Source organism: Azospirillum sp. UFLA03-27 (assembly GCF_059803775.1).
In genome coordinates, this window is the sequence record NZ_JAUQTX010000018.1 from 1 (window position 1) to 15,337 (window position 15,337).

At 67.1% G+C, this 15,337-nt stretch carries 12 protein-coding genes; 7 read left to right on the forward strand and 5 right to left on the reverse strand.

Annotated elements, in window-relative coordinates:
- Positions 1 to 94 precede the first annotated feature (94 nt).
- Genes Q4I23_RS04635 through Q4I23_RS04655 form a run of 5 tightly spaced genes read left to right on the forward strand, consistent with a single transcriptional unit; the run spans position 95 to position 4,501 of the window.
- Positions 95 to 604 (forward strand): TRAP transporter small permease, encoded by a 510-nt coding sequence (locus Q4I23_RS04635; RefSeq protein ID WP_454016661.1) that lies wholly within the window; start codon positions 95 to 97, stop codon positions 602 to 604.
- A 3-nt stretch (positions 605 to 607) separates the two neighbouring features.
- On the forward strand, positions 608 to 1,909 hold the full coding sequence (locus Q4I23_RS04640; protein WP_454016660.1) for a TRAP transporter large permease: 1,302 nt from the start codon (positions 608 to 610) through the stop codon (positions 1,907 to 1,909).
- An 11-nt stretch (positions 1,910 to 1,920) separates the two neighbouring features.
- Entirely contained in the window at positions 1,921 to 2,643 is a 723-nt protein-coding gene (pxpB, locus tag Q4I23_RS04645) for a 5-oxoprolinase subunit PxpB (protein ID WP_498525444.1), read from the forward strand.
- The gene (locus Q4I23_RS04650) at positions 2,640 to 3,725 is read left to right on the forward strand and encodes a 5-oxoprolinase subunit C family protein (RefSeq protein ID WP_498525445.1); all 1,086 of its coding nucleotides are present in this window, start codon (positions 2,640 to 2,642) and stop codon (positions 3,723 to 3,725) included. The genes pxpB and Q4I23_RS04650 overlap by 4 nt, the downstream gene beginning before the upstream one ends.
- Positions 3,722 to 4,501 carry a LamB/YcsF family protein gene (locus tag Q4I23_RS04655; protein WP_498525446.1) on the forward strand — a complete coding sequence of 260 codons (780 nt, stop codon included), beginning with the start codon at positions 3,722 to 3,724 and terminating at the stop codon, positions 4,499 to 4,501. Before Q4I23_RS04650 ends, Q4I23_RS04655 begins: the two co-directional genes overlap by 4 nt.
- A 10-nt stretch (positions 4,502 to 4,511) precedes the next feature.
- On the opposite strand, the gene Q4I23_RS04660 is transcribed toward Q4I23_RS04655, so the two are convergent.
- From Q4I23_RS04660 to Q4I23_RS04680, 5 genes are all read right to left on the reverse strand, one after another.
- Complete coding sequence (locus Q4I23_RS04660; protein ID WP_237906127.1) at positions 4,512 to 4,919, reverse strand: response regulator; 408 nt, start codon at positions 4,917 to 4,919, stop codon at positions 4,512 to 4,514.
- A complete protein-coding gene (locus Q4I23_RS04665) occupies positions 4,912 to 6,489 on the reverse strand; it encodes a PAS domain-containing sensor histidine kinase (RefSeq protein ID WP_454016656.1) in 1,578 nt (525 codons plus the stop codon). Before Q4I23_RS04665 ends, Q4I23_RS04660 begins: the two co-directional genes overlap by 8 nt.
- Positions 6,490 to 6,708: 219 nt before the next feature.
- Complete coding sequence (locus Q4I23_RS04670) at positions 6,709 to 8,316, reverse strand: peptide chain release factor 3 (protein ID WP_498525447.1); 1,608 nt, start codon at positions 8,314 to 8,316, stop codon at positions 6,709 to 6,711.
- A 181-nt stretch (positions 8,317 to 8,497) separates the two neighbouring features.
- Positions 8,498 to 9,511 (reverse strand): aspartate-semialdehyde dehydrogenase, encoded by a 1,014-nt coding sequence (locus tag Q4I23_RS04675; RefSeq protein WP_498525448.1) that lies wholly within the window; start codon positions 9,509 to 9,511, stop codon positions 8,498 to 8,500.
- Positions 9,512 to 9,796: 285 nt separating this feature from the next.
- Positions 9,797 to 12,295: a glycogen/starch/alpha-glucan phosphorylase gene (locus Q4I23_RS04680; protein ID WP_498525449.1), complete on the reverse strand. Its 2,499-nt coding sequence runs from the start codon at positions 12,293 to 12,295 to the stop codon at positions 9,797 to 9,799.
- 288 nt (positions 12,296 to 12,583) lie between these two features.
- Here Q4I23_RS04680 and rimI point away from each other — a divergent pair, with 288 nt between their 5' ends.
- Together rimI and Q4I23_RS04690 are read left to right on the forward strand one after the other, a co-directional pair.
- Positions 12,584 to 13,789: a ribosomal protein S18-alanine N-acetyltransferase gene (gene rimI, locus Q4I23_RS04685; RefSeq protein ID WP_498525450.1), complete on the forward strand. Its 1,206-nt coding sequence runs from the start codon at positions 12,584 to 12,586 to the stop codon at positions 13,787 to 13,789.
- Positions 13,789 to 15,270: a RimK family ATP-grasp domain-containing protein gene (locus Q4I23_RS04690; RefSeq protein WP_498525451.1), complete on the forward strand. Its 1,482-nt coding sequence runs from the start codon at positions 13,789 to 13,791 to the stop codon at positions 15,268 to 15,270. Before rimI ends, Q4I23_RS04690 begins: the two co-directional genes overlap by 1 nt.
- The last annotated feature ends 67 nt before the right edge of the window (positions 15,271 to 15,337 follow it).

Sequence of the window (15,337 nt, forward strand, 5' to 3'; positions counted from 1 at the left end):
TACGAGATAGCTGTTATAGTCTCGTGGGCTCGGAGATGTGTATAAGAGACAGATAAAACACCCCCCGCCCGCTCTACCCGGAGGTGGTCGCGCCATGCGCACCGCATTGACCTTCCTTTACCGCGCCGCCGAGATCCTGGGTGCGGTGTTCCTGGTGCTGATCGCCGTGCTGATCGTGTCCCAGGTCTTCGCCCGGCTGGCCAGCCGCATGGTGCCGGGAGCCGACGAGCTGGCCGGCTACTGCATGGCCGCCTCCTTCTTCCTGATGCTGGGACCGGCGCTGCGCCGCGGCGCGCACATCCGCGTCGGCGTGCTGGTCGACCGGCTGCGCGGCGGCCCCCGCCGTGTCGTGGAACTGGTCTGCCTCGGCTTCGGCACGGCGCTGAGCGGCTATTTCGCGTGGTACTGGCTGCGCATGACCTACGATTCCTACGATTTCGGCGATCTGGGACAGGGCGTTCTGCCCATCCCGCTGTGGATTCCGCAGGCCGCCATGGGCGTCGGGCTGGTGATCCTGGTGATTGCCTTCCTCGATGACCTGCTGGCGGTGATCCGGGGGCGCGAGGCGTCCTACCAAAGCGCCGGCATGCAGAGCGAGGGCTGACCCATGGACCAGACGACCGCTTCCATTGTCGTCGTGGTGACGATGCTCCTGATGCTGGGGACCGGCATCTGGGTGGCCCTGGCGCTGGCCGGCGTCGGCTTCGTCGCCATGGCGCTGTTCACCACCCGCCCCGTCGGCATGGTCATGGCGACCAACATCTGGGGCGCCAGCACGAGCTGGACCCTGACCGCCCTGCCGCTGTTCATCTGGATGGGCGAGATCCTGTTCCGAACGCGCATTTCGTCGGACATGTTCAAGGGGTTGGCGCCATGGACGGGCTGGCTGCCGGGACGGCTGATGCACGTCAACATCGTCGGCTGCACGATCTTCGCCGCCGTCTCGGGCTCCTCGGCCGCGACCGCCGCGACCATCGGGCGGATGACCATCCCGGAGCTGACCCGGCGCGGCTACGACCCGATGATGATCGTCGGCTCGCTGGCCGGCGCAGGAACGTTGGGCCTGCTGATCCCGCCCTCGATCATCATGATCGTCTATGGCGTGGCGGCGGACGTGTCGATCGCCCGGCTGTTCATCGCCGGCGTCATTCCTGGGATCGTGCTGACCGGCCTGTTCATGCTCTATGTGGGCGGCTGGTCGCTGCTGAATCCCGACCGCGTGCCGCCGCGGGAGGCGCGCCAGAGCTTCGCGGAGAAGATCCGCGATACCGGGTCGCTGATCCCGGTCATGCTGCTGATCGTCGGGGTGCTCGGCTCCATCTACGCGGGCATCGCCACGCCGACGGAGGCCGCGGGCATCGGCGTCTTGGGATCGCTGCTGCTGGCGCTGGTCACCGGCACGATGAGCTGGGCGACCTTCCGCGACAGCGTGATGGGGGCGGCGCACACCTCCTGCATGATCGGCTTCATCCTGGCGGGCGCGGCCTTCCTGACCGTCGCCATGGGCTACACCGGCATTCCGCGCCTGCTGGCGGAGTGGATCACCTCCATGCAGCTCTCCACCGCGGCGCTGCTGGTCGTGCTGACGCTGTTCTTCATCGTCATGGGCTGCTTCCTCGACGGCATTTCGATGGTCGTGCTGACCACCTCGGTCATCCTGCCGATGGTGCAGAACGCCGGGATCGACCTGCTGTGGTTCGGCATCTACATCATCATCGTGGTGGAAATGGCGCAGATCACCCCGCCGGTGGGCTTCAACCTGTTCGTCCTGCAATCCATGACGGGCAAGAGCATCTTCACCATCGGCAAGGCCAGCCTGCCCTTCTTCGTGATGATGATCCTGATGGTGGCGCTGCTCTGGATCTTCCCGGGCATGGTGACGTGGCTGCCCTCGCTGATGATCGGGTGAGGAGCGGCATCATGGACGTCCGTTTCACCACGGCGGGCGACACCGCCTTCAACGTGGAGTTCGGCGAAGGCATCGACCGCCCCACCAACGCCCGCGTCATGGCTCTGCACGCCCGCCTGAAGGCCGCCGCACCGCCGGGTCTGGTGGAGACGGTACCGACCTTCCGCTCGCTCCAGGTCGTCTATGACCCGGCGGTCACCAGCCGTCGGGAGGTCCAGGCCGCCGTCGAGGCAGAACTGACCCACGCCGGTGGAGCGCCGGTCGAAGGCACCCTGTGGCGCCTGCCCGTCTGCTACGATCCCGATTTGGGGCCGGATCTTTTGGAACTGTCCTCTTCGCTCGGCCTGTCTGCGGATCGGCTGATCGACCTCCACGGGTCGACGGAGTATTTCGTCTACATGCTGGGCTTCATGCCAGGCTTCGCCTACATGGGTGACCTGCCGGCGGAGATGGAGAGGCCGCGGCGCAGCGAGCCGCGGGTCCGCGTGCCGGCGGGCTCCGTCGCCACCGCCGGGCGGCTGACCACCGTCTATCCGTGGGAGAGCCCCGGCGGCTGGCACCTGATCGGGCGCTGCCCGGTGCCGCTCTACGACGGCGCCCGTCCCTCTCCGGTCCTGCTCGCCGCCGGCGACCGTGTGCGGTTCGAGGCGGTGGACCGCGCCCGCTTCGACACCCTGTCCGCCGCCGCCGCCGCTGGGCACTTCGATCCCGACACACTGAGGGCCGCATCATGAGCGCCCCCTGTCTTACGGTTGTCCGGCCAGGGCTGTTCGCCACCATCCAGGACCTCGGCCGCTTCGGCCATCAGGAACTCGGCATGCCGGTGGCTGGCGCGCTCGACCCCATCGCCCTGCGTCTCGCCAACGCGCTGGTCGGCAATCCGCTGGGCACGGCGGGGGTGGAGATCGCCCTGCTCGGCCCCGCCCTGAAAGTAGAAGCCGATGGCGTGCGCGTCGCCGTCGTCGGCCCCATGGCGCTGAGCCTGGAGCGCGAGGGGCAATCGCCCCAGCCGCTGGAACCCCACCGCAGCCACACGCTGGTGCGCGGTGACGTGCTGAAGCTGGGTGCGGTCACCGGGGCGGCCGTCGCCTATCTGGCGGTGGCCGGCGGCTTCGCGCTGGAACCGTTCCTGGGCAGCCTGTCCACTTACGTGCGCGCCGGCATCGGGCCGCTCGGCGGCAAACCGCTGGGCGACGGGACGCGCCTGCCGCTCAACCGCAACGACGCCCCACCGGGCGCCGACGTGGAGCTGCCGGAGCCGCCGGACTATGGCGGCGGGCCGGTGCGGGTGGTGCTCGGCCCGCAGGAGGACCGTTTCACGGCGGAGGCGGTGGAGACCTTCCTGTCGGCCACTTACAGCGTCGGCAAGGACGCCGACCGCATGGGCCTGCGGCTCGACGGCCCGACGCTTGCCCACACCGGTTCCGCGGACATCCCGTCGGACGGGCTGGTCACCGGCTCCATCCAGGTGCCCGGCAACGGCCAGCCGATCCTTCTGCTGAACGACCACCAGACGGCGGGCGGCTACGCCAAGATCGCCACGGTGATCTCCGCCGACCTGCCCCGCGTCGGCCGGCTGAGCCCCGGCGGCGCCCTGAGCTTCCGGGCCGTCACGGTGGAGGAGGCAGAGGCCATCCGGCGGCGCCAGGAACAGACCCTCGGCGGCTGGGTCCGCGCCATCCGCCCGGTGCGCCCGGCGGGCGGTGTCGATCTGGAGGCGCTCTACGCGGAAAACCTCGTGTCCGGGGTCGTCGACATCGTCAACGGCAACGGTGACATCCTGAACCAAGAACAGATGTGCGGGAGGGCACCATGACCATCACCGTGAACCTGAACGCCGACCTGGGCGAGGGCTTCGGCGCCTACGACATCGGCGACGACGACTCCATGCTCGGCATCGTCGCCTCCGCCAACATCGCCTGCGGCTTCCACGCCGGCGACCCGCTGGTGATGGCGCGGACCGTCCGGAACGCGGTGGCGAAGGGTGTCAGCCTGGGCGCCCACCCCTCCTACCCCGACCTCCAGGGCTTCGGACGCCGTCCCATGAGGATGTCGGCGGCGGAGGTCGAGGCTATGGTCGCCTATCAGATCGGGGCGCTGATGGGCATCGCCGCCACTGCCGGCGGGACGGTCACCCATGTGAAGGCGCACGGCGCGCTGAACAACATGGCGGCGGTGGACGAGGGGCTGGCCCTGGCGATCGGGCGGGCGATCAAGGGTGTCGATCCCTCGCTGATCTACCTCGCCACCGCCGGTTCGGAGATGGCGCGGGCCGGGCGGACGCTGGGCCTGCCCACGGCGGAGGAGGTCTTCGCCGACCGCGCCTACGACGACAACGGCAACCTCGTGCCGCGCGGCCAGCCCGGCGCGATGGTCCACGACCCGGACGTGGCGGCCGCCAACGTCCTGCGCATGCTGGAGGAGGGGGTGATCCTATCGGTCACCGGCACGCGCATTCCCTGCACCGTCCATTCCGTCTGCGTCCACGGCGACGAGCCGAGCGCCGTCGCCATGGCGGGCAACCTGCGCCGCACCCTGGAGGCCAAGGGGGTTCGCATCGTCCCCCTGCCGGAACTGCGCGACCGTTTCTAACGGTCCGCGATCATGCGGGCCGCAGCTTCGCTGCCTGTGCAAGGCTGGCGAGCGTGTCCAGGATGACCTGCGGGCTGACCGGCTTGCGCAGCACCACCAACGGCTGCCAGCGGTCGGACGTCAGGTCGTCCTCCCCTGCCTCCATCGACAGGAAGCCGGTCATCACCAGGATCGGCAGGCCGGCGGCCTTGATCCGCAGCTCGCGGATCAGGGCGCGGCCGTCCATCCGCGGCATGCGCAGATCGGTGATGACAAGGTCGGCGGGGTCGGCGCTGTAGCGCTCCAGCCCCTCCTGCCCGTCCTGGGCCAGGGTCACGCGGTACCCCTTGCGGGACAGGAAATCCTCCAGCGCCATGGCGGCCAAGGCTTCATCCTCGGCCACCAGAACATGCAACGGAGCGGTGACAGGGTCAGGCATGAGCGCGCTCCACGTCCTGAACGGAGGGATGGGACACCGGCACGGTGATGGTGAAGCGGACGCCGCGGCTTCCGTTCTCATGGGTCACGTTCGCCGCGTCGATCCGTCCGCCCATGGAATCGATGATGCCATAGCCGATGGACAGGCCGAGGCCCGACCCCTTTCCAACCTCCTTGGTCGTGAAGAAGGGGTCGAAGATCCGCGGCAGGACGTCCGGATCGATGCCGCCGCCGTCATCGGTGATGGTGATGACGGCCCGCCCGGCGGTCATGTCGCAACGCATGTTCACCGCGATCCGCCCGGCGGCGGGTGACCCGTCGGGGTCGGCGCGCCATTCCAGGATGGCGTCGCGCGCGTTGGACAGCAGATTGACCAGCACCTGCTCCAGTTGCAGGGGACGGCCGCGCGTGACGCAGTCGATGGCCGGGACGTCGCTCACGACCTCGATGTTCTCCAAGGCGAACTGGTTGGACACCAGTTCGACGGCGGAGCGGACGCTGGCCGCGGGGTCGAAGCGCTGGGTGGCGCCGTCGCGGCGGCTGAAGGTGCGCATATGGTCGATGATGCGGCCCATGCGCTCCGCCTGTTCCGACATGATGGTCAGCACCTTGTCCAGGCGCGCGGTGTCGGTGTCGCCGTCGCGCAGGCGGGACAGGGCGTTCTCGGCCCAGATCCGGATGATGTTCAGGGGCTGGCTCATCTCATGGGCCATGCCGGCAGCGAGCGTGCCCAGCGTCGCCAGCTTGGAGGTCTGGACCAGTTCCTCCTGAAGCCTCTTGCGGTCGGTGATGTCGCGGGAGCTGCCCAGAATCTGGACCACCTGCCCTCCCTCGCCGCGCACCGGCACCAGGACGGTGTGCCACGTGCGCCGCCCGACTGGAAGGTCCAGCGTCTCCTCATAATCGATCGGGCCGCCCGCGGCGACGCAGGCGCTGTAGCGTTCGATCACCGCCGCGGCGGTCTCCGGCGGTACGGCCTCGCGGACCAGCCGGCCGCGGATGGTCTCCGGGTCGATTCCCGTCCCCCGCGCATGGGCGGGGTTCAGCGTGTCGAAGGCGAAGTCACCGTCCGGCAGCACCGTGACGACGAACAGCCCCTCCGCCAGATTGTTAAAGAAGCTGGCGTAGCGCAACTCGGCCTGACGCCGGATCTCGATCTCGCGCTGAAGGGCTCCGTTGGCGTCGGCAAGCTGGGTGGCGCTGGGCAAAGCGAGAGCCTTGGGCATCTGCACCCACAAGGCCACGGCGGTCAGCACCGACACCATTGCGGTCAGCGCCTTGACGATGCCTTCCACGGCATAGTCGGGATACCACAAGGTCCACAGGCTGAAGAAATGCGTTGTGCCACAGGCCAGGATGAAGGCGGCGAACAGCCAGACGATCCAGGTGAAGGCCACGTCGCGGCGCCTCACGACGAAGTAAAGCAGCGCCACCGGAATCGAATAATAGGAAAGGCCGGTCAACACATCGGACACGATGTGCAGGGTCAGGATTTCCGGACGCCAGAACAGGCACACGCCGTGAGGCAAGTACGCGCTGGTGTCGAAGAAGGCTTCCACGCCACCGAACATGCCGCCCCTCTTTTATTCGGTCACCGACCGCGGTCCAGCCGGGTCCGGAAACGCCACCGTTTCTCTGATCTTGCCCCGAAACCTTGAAGCACAACGCCTTGCGGCACCATGCCGCGGAGGCTGCGTCAGCAAACGCTACTCGAATCAGACAGGAGGAGCAACACGCGGAACGCGATCCCGGCGAATGGTCAGCGCGCTCCGCATGGCTTTGGATGAACGTTACGCGGCGGTGTGCACCTTGCGGTTTTGCTCGCGTGTCTTCAGGAAGCGCAGGGCCGGAAAATCCTCCTGCGTGCGGTTCAGGTGCCAAGCGTTGCGGGCCAGGAAGACCAGCGCCCCGTCATGGTCCTCCGCCGCCGCCGAGCGGTTGAGGTCGAGGAACTTCTTGAGCTGGTCCTCATCGTCCGTCTCGATCCAGCGGGCGGCGTCCACCCCCGCCCCCTCGAAGCGGGCGGCGAGGCCGTATTCCGCCTCGATGCGGGCCGCCAGCACCTCGAACTGGAGCTGGCCGACCACGCCGACCACCCAATCCGCCCCGGTCAGCGGCTTGAACACCTGGGAGGCACCCTCCTCCGCGAAATGATCCAGCGCTTTGCGCAGATGCTTCACGCGCATCGGGTCTTCCAGGCGGACACGCTGCAGCAGTTCCGGCGCGAAGCTCGGCACGCCGGTGAAGCGCAGATCCTCGCCCTCGGTCAGCGTGTCGCCAATGCGCAAGGACCCGTGGTTGGGGATGCCCATGATGTCGCCGGGCCACGCCTCTTCCGCCAGCTCGCGGTCGCGGGCCAGGAACAGCACGGCGTTGTTCACCGCCATCAGCTTGCCCGACCGGACATGCTTCAGCTTCGCCCCTCGCTTGAACTTGCCGGAGCAGATGCGCACGAAAGCGATGCGGTCGCGGTGGTTGGGGTCCATGTTGGCCTGGACCTTGAACACGAAGCCGCTGAACTTGCCCTCGTCCGGCTGAACCGAGCGCTGCTCCGCCGGCTGCGGGCGTGGCGGCGGGGCGTTCTCGGCCAAGCCCTGGAGAAGCTCGCGCACGCCGAAGTTGTTGATCGCCGAGCCGAAATAAATCGGCGTCAGATGGCCGGCGCGATAGGCTTCCAGGTCGAAGGGCGGCATCAGCCCGCGGGCCATCTCCACCTCCTCGCGCAGCTTTGCCACTGCGTGGTGCGGCAGAAGCTCGTCGAGGCGCGGATCGTCAAGGCCGTTGCACTCAATGCCGTCGTCGATCTCGTCGCCCTTGGTGCGGTCCATCAGGATCAGACGGTCGCGGATCAGGTCGTAGCAGCCCAGGAAGTCGCGGCCCATGCCGATGGGCCAGCTCGCCGGGGTGACCTCCAGCGCCAGCGAGCTTTCGATCTCGGAAATGAGGTCGAAGGGGTCGCGGGCCTCGCGGTCCATCTTGTTGCAGAAGGTGATGATCGGCACGTCGCGCAGGCGGCAGACCTCGAACAGCTTCAAGGTCTGGCTTTCGATGCCCTTCGCGCCGTCGATCACCATGACGGCGCTGTCCACCGCGGTCAGCGTCCGGTAGGTGTCCTCCGAGAAGTCCTCGTGGCCCGGCGTGTCCAGCAGGTTGAAGGTGCGCCCTTCGTAATCGAAGGTCATGACGGAGGCGGTCACGGAGATGCCGCGCTCGCGCTCCACCTTCATCCAGTCCGACTTGGCGCGGCGCTGCTCGCCGCGGGCCTTCACGGCGCCGGCCATCTGGATGGCGCCGCCGAACAGCAGCAGCTTTTCGGTGAGGGTGGTCTTGCCGGCGTCGGGATGCGCGATGATCGCGAAGGTTCGACGCCGGGAAACAGCGTCCAGAAGCTCGGACATGCGCGTTCCCGTAACTCAGCGGTGCAGACAACGGCGAAGAGGGCCGGGAGGCGGAACGCCCCACGGCCCTCTTCGTTCGGACGTATAGATAGCAGCGAAGACCGGCCCGTTCCAGCCTTCATCCCTGCCGCCAGACGGACGGAGGCCAGACGGACGCAGGGATGAAGGGTTCCGGGGTGCCTTACAGGCTCAGCTCGGCGATCTGCACGGCGTTCAGCGCCGCACCCTTCAGGAGCTGGTCGCCGCAGACGAACAGGTCGAGGCCGTGGTCGCCGAAGATCAGGCTGGTGCGGATGCGGCCGACCTCGACGTCGAACTGGCCGGTGGCGTTCAGCGGCATCGGGTAGACGCCGTCCGCCGGCACGTCCTTCACCACCACGCCCGGCGCGTCGGCCAGAACGGCGCGGGCGGCGTCCGGGGTGACCGGGGACAGCGTCTCGACCGTGATCGCCTCGGAGTGGGCGCGGTAGGTCGGGATGCGCACCGCGGTGCAGCTGACCGGCAGGTCCGGGATTTCCAGGATCTTCCGGGTCTCCCAGGTCACCTTCATCTCCTCCTTCGTGTAGCCGTTCTCCTGGAAGGCGTCGATCTGGGGGATCAGGTTGAAGGGGATCGGGTGGCGGAACACGCTGTTGACGACCGGCTTGCCGTCGAGCTGGTTGCGGGTCTGCTCCCCAAGCTCGGCCATGCCCTCCGCACCGGCGCCGCTGGTCGCCTGATAGGTGGAGACGATGACGCGCTTCAGGCCGAAGGCCTTGTGCAGGGGCCCGAGCGCCACGACGGCGATGGCGGTCGTGCAGTTGGGATTCGCGATCAGCTTGGCATCGCCCATGGCGTGGGCGTTGATCTCGGGCACGATCAGCGGGACGTTGTCGTCATAACGGAAGGCCGAAGAGTTGTCGATCACCAGCGCGCCGCCCGCGGCGATGGCCGGCGCGTGCTCCTTGGCGAAATCACCGGACACGGCGAGCAGGACGATGTCGTAACCCTTCACCTTCTCGACGTCGAACGCCACGAGGGTCTTCTCGCCGAACGGGGTCTCGACCGTGCGGCCGGCGCTGCGCTCCGACGCGAACAGGCCAAGTTCCGCGACCGGGAACGAACGGCGGTGAAGAACATCGACCATCTCGCGGCCGACGGCGCCCGTGGCACCAACGATGGCGACGCGGCGGGGAGAAGGAGAAGAGGTGCTCATGGGTGTGGTCCGTCCTTTGGTCTTGCCCGGATCGAGCGTGGACGGCGGCCCCAGATGCACCAAGGCCCCGTCCGTGTCCGGCGGGGCCTTCGTGGTGGGTGAAGCGTCTTACTCGATCAACGCACGCCACCGTCCGACGGCCCGCCGGAGCGGGTCGTTTTGGTAGTGGTGATGGTGATGGCGAGCGAGCGATTCATAACTCGCTAGATAAACGAAAGGCGCGGGGCTTGTAAAGCGCCCGCGCCTTCGCAGCACAATTTTTGTCCGGCTCCGGACAGGGCCGCGTCAGGTCTCGCTTTTGGCGGGATGCTCCGGCTTCACGGGATGCACGTCCCAGATCTCCGTCGCGTACTCCATGATGGTGCGGTCGGAGGAGAACCAGCCCATGTTGGCCGTGTTCAGGATGGCCTTGCGCGTCCATTCCTCCTGGTCGCGGTAGAGGTCCATGGCCGCCTGCTGCGCCTGGCAGTAGTCGGAGAAGTCCGCCGTCACCAGGAAATGGTCGCCGCCGTCGGTCAGCGCCTGGAGGATCGGGTGGTAGCGGTGGGGATCGTCCGGCGAGAAGACGCCGGTGGAGATCATGTCCAGCGCCCGCTTCAGGCTGGGGTTCGACGCGATGACGTCGCGCGGGTTGAAGCCGCCGCTGGCCCGCAGGTCGTTCACCTCCTCCGCGGTCAGACCGAAGATGAAGATGTTGTCGTCGCCCACATGCTCGCGGATCTCGACGTTGGCGCCGTCCAGCGTGCCGATGGTAAGCGCGCCGTTCAGGGCCAGCTTCATGTTGCCGGTGCCCGACGCCTCCATGCCCGCGGTGGAGATCTGCTCCGACAGGTCGGCCGCCGGCATGATGATTTCCGCCGCCGTCACGTTATAGTTCGGCAGCAGGACGATCTTCAGGTTGTCGTGGACCGACGGGTCATGGTTCACCACCTTCGCCACATCGTTGATGAGCTTGATGATGAGCTTGGCCATGTGATAGCTCGGCGCCGCCTTGCCGGCGAAGATCTTGGTCACCGGCACCCAGGAGACGGTCGGGTTGTCGCGCATCTCGTTGTACAGCGCGATCGCCTGGAGGATGTTCAGGAGCTGGCGCTTGTACTCGTGCATGCGCTTGACCTGCACGTCGAACAGGCTGTCGACCTGCACGTCCACCCCGGTCTGGCGCGCGATGTAGGCGGCCAGCCGCTTCTTGTTCTTGCGCTTGGCGCGGCGGAACTCCTCGCGGAAGACCAGATCGTCGGCCTTCTCGGCCAGCGCCTTGATCTGGCTGAGGTCCTTGATCCAGCCGTTGCCGATGCGGCTGGTGATCAGTGCGGCCAGCGGCTGGTTCGCCTGATGCAGCCAGCGGCGGGGCGTGATGCCGTTGGTCTTGTTGTTGATGCGCTCCGGGAACTCCGCGTGGAAGTCGGCGAAGACGGTCTGCTTCATCAGCTCGGTGTGCAGGGCCGAGACGCCGTTGACCTTGTGCGAGCCGAGGAAGGCCAGATTGCCCATGCGCACCCGGCGGTCGCCGCGCTCGTCGATCAGCGACAGGCGGGACAGCCGGCCGTTGTCGCCCGCCGCCCGCGCCTTGGAGCGGTTGAGGAACTTGGCGTTGATTTCGTAGATGATCTGCATGTGGCGCGGCAGCACGCGCTCCATCATGCGCACCGGCCACGCCTCCAGCGCTTCCGGCAGCAGCGTGTGGTTGGTGTAGGAGAAGGTCGCGCGGGTGATGTCCCACGCCTTGTCCCAGGTCACGCCGTGCTGGTCCACCAGCAGCCGCATCAGCTCGGCGATGCCGATGGCCGGGTGCGTGTCGTTGAGCTGGATCGCCGCCTTGTCGGGGAGGCTGTCGAAATTGGAATGGTGCTGCAGATAGCGGCGCAGGATGTCCTGCAGCGAGGCGGAGGTGAAGAAGTACTCCTGCTTCAGCCGCAGTTCCTTGCCGCCCTCCGTCGCGTCGTTCGGGTAGAGGACGCGGCTCAGATTCTCGGTCAGCACCTTCTGCTCGACCGCCTTCATGTAGGCGCCGTCGTTGAAGTGGCCGAAGTTGAAGTCGCGGGTGGCGCGGGCCGACCACAGGCGCAGCGTGTTGATCGTGTCGCCGCCGTAGCCGACCACCGGCGTGTCATAAGCCATGGCCAGCACGCGCTCGGCGTCGACCCAGCGGTAGGCGCGCTCGCCCACCGAATCCCGGAACTCCTCGACGCGGCCGTAGAACTGGACGGGGTACAGCACCTCCGGGCGCGGGAACTCCCACGGGTTGCCGAACTGCAGCCACTGCTCCGGATACTCGACCTGCCAGCCATGCTCAAAACGCTGCTCGAACAGGCCGAACTCGTAGCGGATGCCGTAGCCGTAGCCGGGCAGCGCTTCCGACGCCATGCTGTCGAGGAAACAGGCGGCCAGACGGCCGAGGCCGCCGTTGCCGAGCGCCGCGTCCGGCTCAGCCTCCACCACATCGTCAAGGTTCAGACCGATGCGGTCGAGCGCCTGACGGCACTGGTCGGTGATGCCGAGGTTGGCGAGGCTGTTGGTCAGCAGGCGGCCGATCAGGAATTCCAGCGAGAGGTAGTAAACGCGCTTGGCGTCCTGCTGGTAATAGGTCCGCGTCGTGTCCATCCAGCGGTCCACGAGGCGGTCGCGCACGGCCAGCGCCACGGTGTGGAACCAGTCGCGCCGGGTCGCCGCCCGCGCGTCCTTGCCGACGGAATAAACCAGCCACTCCAGAAACGAGCGCTTCAGCCCGTCGACATCCAGACTGCGGCGTTCGATCTCGCGGGACTTATACCGAGCGTCCATGTCTTGACTTTCTTCTTTCCAGGGCCAACTGGAGCGGCGGTTATTTAGCCGGTCTTCCATCGGCGGCAGTTTCCGGGGTCCATGGTTAAGCAACGTTTAAGTCGCTGCGGCCAACCAGTCGAAACGGCTAGGCCGTTCGTCCAGAGCAACAGCCGGGGCTTGCCCTTGTGCCAGACGCGCTGTGTCAAAACGAAGGCCACCTCCGCAGCGCGCCCATACCGGTAATCGCTGCGAAGCCCCGCTGGAGGGAGTAAGATGGCGTCCGTGTCAGCCTCTTTGAACCTCCCGATGCTCGACAATACCGAATCTGCGGACTCCCGCCAGGAGCTGCCCGGCGACGCCACCATCCTGCTCCGTCAGGCCCAGCCGGCGGACATCCCCGCGCTGCTGGCCATCGAGGAGCGGTGCTTCGCCACCGACCGCCTGACCCGACGTAGTTTTCAATATTTGCTCACGAAAGCCAAGGCCACTGGCCTTGTGGAAGTCCACAGCGGCACGGTTGTCGGCTACGCCCTGGTGTCCTTCCATTCCGGCACCTCGCTCGCCCGGCTCTACTCCTTCGCCGTCGACCCCGGCCACCGCGGCCAGGGCGTCGCCAAGCGGCTGCTCGCCGCGGCGGAGCAGGCGGCCCGCTCGCGGGACTGCATCTACCTGCGGCTGGAGGTGCGGCGCGACAACGCCGCGGCCATCGATCTCTACAAGAAGGCCGGCTACCGCGAGTTCGGCGTCTACACCGACTATTATGAAGACCATATGGAGGCGCTGCGGCTTGAGAAGCGCCTCGGCCACAGCGGCCCCAGCGCGCCGCTGGGCGGGCCTCTGGTCCCCTACTACCAGCAGACCCTGGACTTCACCTGCGGCCCGTCGGCCCTGATGATGGCGATGAAGGCGCTGAAGCCCGTGGAGATCGAACTGGGGCGGAAACTCGAAATCCGCTTGTGGCGGGAATCGACCACCGTCTTCATGACCTCCGGCCATGGCGGCTGCGGCCCGTTCGGGCTGGCGCTGGCGGCGGCGCGGCGCGGCTTCGCGGTGGACATCCACATCAAGGACAACGCCACCCCCTTCCTGGACAGCGTGCGCAGCGACGAAAAGAAGGAGGTCATGCGCATCGTGCACGAGGACTTCCTCGACGAGTTGGAAGGCAGCGGCGCCACCGTCCGCCACAACACCCTGACCGCCCAGGACATGGCCGACGCGGTGGCGGGCGGGGCCATCCCCATCGTGCTCATCAGCTCCTACCGGATCTATCACGAAAAATTTCCGCATTGGGTCGTCGTGACCGGTGCCGACGACCGCTTTCTCTATGTTCATGATCCGCTTGTGTACGATCGTCACCACGCTCACATCGACCGGATGAACATGCCGATCCCGAAAGCCGATTTCGAGCGCATGGCCCGCTACGGAAAGGCACAGTTGAAGGCCGCCCTTCTCCTTCGCCCCCAGCCCTCTGATCGGGCCTCTGATCGGGCCGCCGATGGGGTCGCCGACTGATGCCCGCGCATCTCCTGGTCGTCGACCGCCGGGCGGACGTGAAATGGGCGAAGGACGGGCTGCCGGTGATCAGCGCCCGCGACTACATCGCCCACCCGGAGCAGGCGCCGCGCGGCGCGCGGGTGCTGAACCTTTCGCGCAGCTACCGCTATCTGGGCACCGGCTACTATGTCTCGCTGCTGGCGGAGGCGCGCGGCGAGCGGGTGATCCCCTCCGTCCGGACCATCCTGGACCTGTCGCAGAAGACCTTCTACCGCGCCCAACTGGCCGAGGTGGAGGAGGCGCTGCGCAAGGCGATCAAGCGGATGGACCACCCGCCGGAAGCGTCCTTCAACCTCACCCTCTTCTTCGGCCACGCCGACGACGCCCGGTTCCAGGACATCGCCCGGACGATCTTCGACCTGTTCCGCTGTCCCCTGCTGAAGGTTCAGGTGCGGCTGAAGGAGGGCTGGACCGTCCATGCCCTGGAGCCGCTGTCTCTGGCCGACCTTCGGTCCGACCAGGAGCCGCTGTTCCAGGCGGCGCTCGACGCCTACACCCGCACCTCCTGGCGGGAGCCGGCGGCGAAGGCGCCGCCGCGCTACACGCTGGCCATCCTGCACAACCCGAAGGAGGAGCTTCCCCCCTCCAGCCCGCGCGCGCTCCAGAAATTCGTCAAGGCCGGGGAAAGCCTGGGCATCGCGGTCGAGCTGATCGAGAAGAAGGACTACGCCCGCCTCGCCGAGTTCGACGCGCTGTTCATCCGCGAGACGACGAATCTCGACCACCATACCTACCGCTTCGCCAAGAAGGCGGCGACGGAAGGCATGCCGGTGATCGACGATCCGAACTCGATCCTGAAATGCACCAACAAGGTCTATCTGGCCGAGCTGTTGCGCGCCAACCGTATCCCGGCGCCGAAGACGGTGATCTTCGACAAGCGCGGGCTGGCGACGCTGGATCAGGAGATCCCCTACCCCATCGTCCTGAAGATTCCGGACGGCTCCTTCTCCCGCGGCGTCTTCAAGGTGCAGACCCGCAGCGAGTTGGATGCGACTGCCGAAGGCCTGTTCGAGCAGTCCGACGTGATCCTGGCCCAGGAGTTCATGTACACGGAGTTCGACTGGCGCGTTGGCGTGCTGAACCGGCAGCCGATCTATGTCTGCCAGTATCTGATGGCGAAGAAGCACTGGCAGATCGTCAAGCACGGCGGCAACGGCCGCGCCGAACAGGGCTCCGCACGCACGCTGGCCGTCGAGGAGGCGCCGCGCGAGGTCATCGAGACCGCCGTGAAGGCGGCGGGACTGATCGGCGACGGGCTCTACGGCGTAGACGTGAAGCAGAACGAGCGCGGCGTCTTCGTCATCGAGATCAACGACAACCCCAGCATCGACCTCGGCGTCGAGGACGCCAAGCTGAAGGACGGTCTGTACCGCCTCATCATGGGCGAATTCCTGCGCCGCCTGGAATCGCGGCCGCGCAAGCCCGGCTCCGGAGCCTGAGATCCCCCTTCGGGCAGTTCCGCCATCCGTTTGGATGGCCCCCACATTCCGATCACTTCTCCTCCTA

Excerpts from the sequence above, each read along its gene's own strand:
- Q4I23_RS04635 (WP_454016661.1), top strand. The coding sequence starts at position 95 with ATGCGCACCGCATTGACCTTCCTTTACCGCGCCGCCGAGATCCTGGGT.
- Q4I23_RS04640 (WP_454016660.1), top strand. The coding sequence starts at position 608 with ATGGACCAGACGACCGCTTCCATTGTCGTCGTGGTGACGATGCTCCTG.
- pxpB (WP_498525444.1), top strand. The coding sequence starts at position 1,921 with ATGGACGTCCGTTTCACCACGGCGGGCGACACCGCCTTCAACGTGGAG.
- Q4I23_RS04650 (WP_498525445.1), top strand. The coding sequence starts at position 2,640 with ATGAGCGCCCCCTGTCTTACGGTTGTCCGGCCAGGGCTGTTCGCCACC.
- Q4I23_RS04655 (WP_498525446.1), top strand. The coding sequence starts at position 3,722 with ATGACCATCACCGTGAACCTGAACGCCGACCTGGGCGAGGGCTTCGGC.
- Q4I23_RS04660 (WP_237906127.1), bottom strand. The coding sequence starts at position 4,919 with ATGCCTGACCCTGTCACCGCTCCGTTGCATGTTCTGGTGGCCGAGGAT.
- Q4I23_RS04665 (WP_454016656.1), bottom strand. The coding sequence starts at position 6,489 with ATGTTCGGTGGCGTGGAAGCCTTCTTCGACACCAGCGCGTACTTGCCT.
- Q4I23_RS04670 (WP_498525447.1), bottom strand. The coding sequence starts at position 8,316 with ATGTCCGAGCTTCTGGACGCTGTTTCCCGGCGTCGAACCTTCGCGATC.
- Q4I23_RS04675 (WP_498525448.1), bottom strand. The coding sequence starts at position 9,511 with ATGAGCACCTCTTCTCCTTCTCCCCGCCGCGTCGCCATCGTTGGTGCC.
- Q4I23_RS04680 (WP_498525449.1), bottom strand. The coding sequence starts at position 12,295 with ATGGACGCTCGGTATAAGTCCCGCGAGATCGAACGCCGCAGTCTGGAT.
- rimI (WP_498525450.1), top strand. The coding sequence starts at position 12,584 with ATGCTCGACAATACCGAATCTGCGGACTCCCGCCAGGAGCTGCCCGGC.
- Q4I23_RS04690 (WP_498525451.1), top strand. The coding sequence starts at position 13,789 with ATGCCCGCGCATCTCCTGGTCGTCGACCGCCGGGCGGACGTGAAATGG.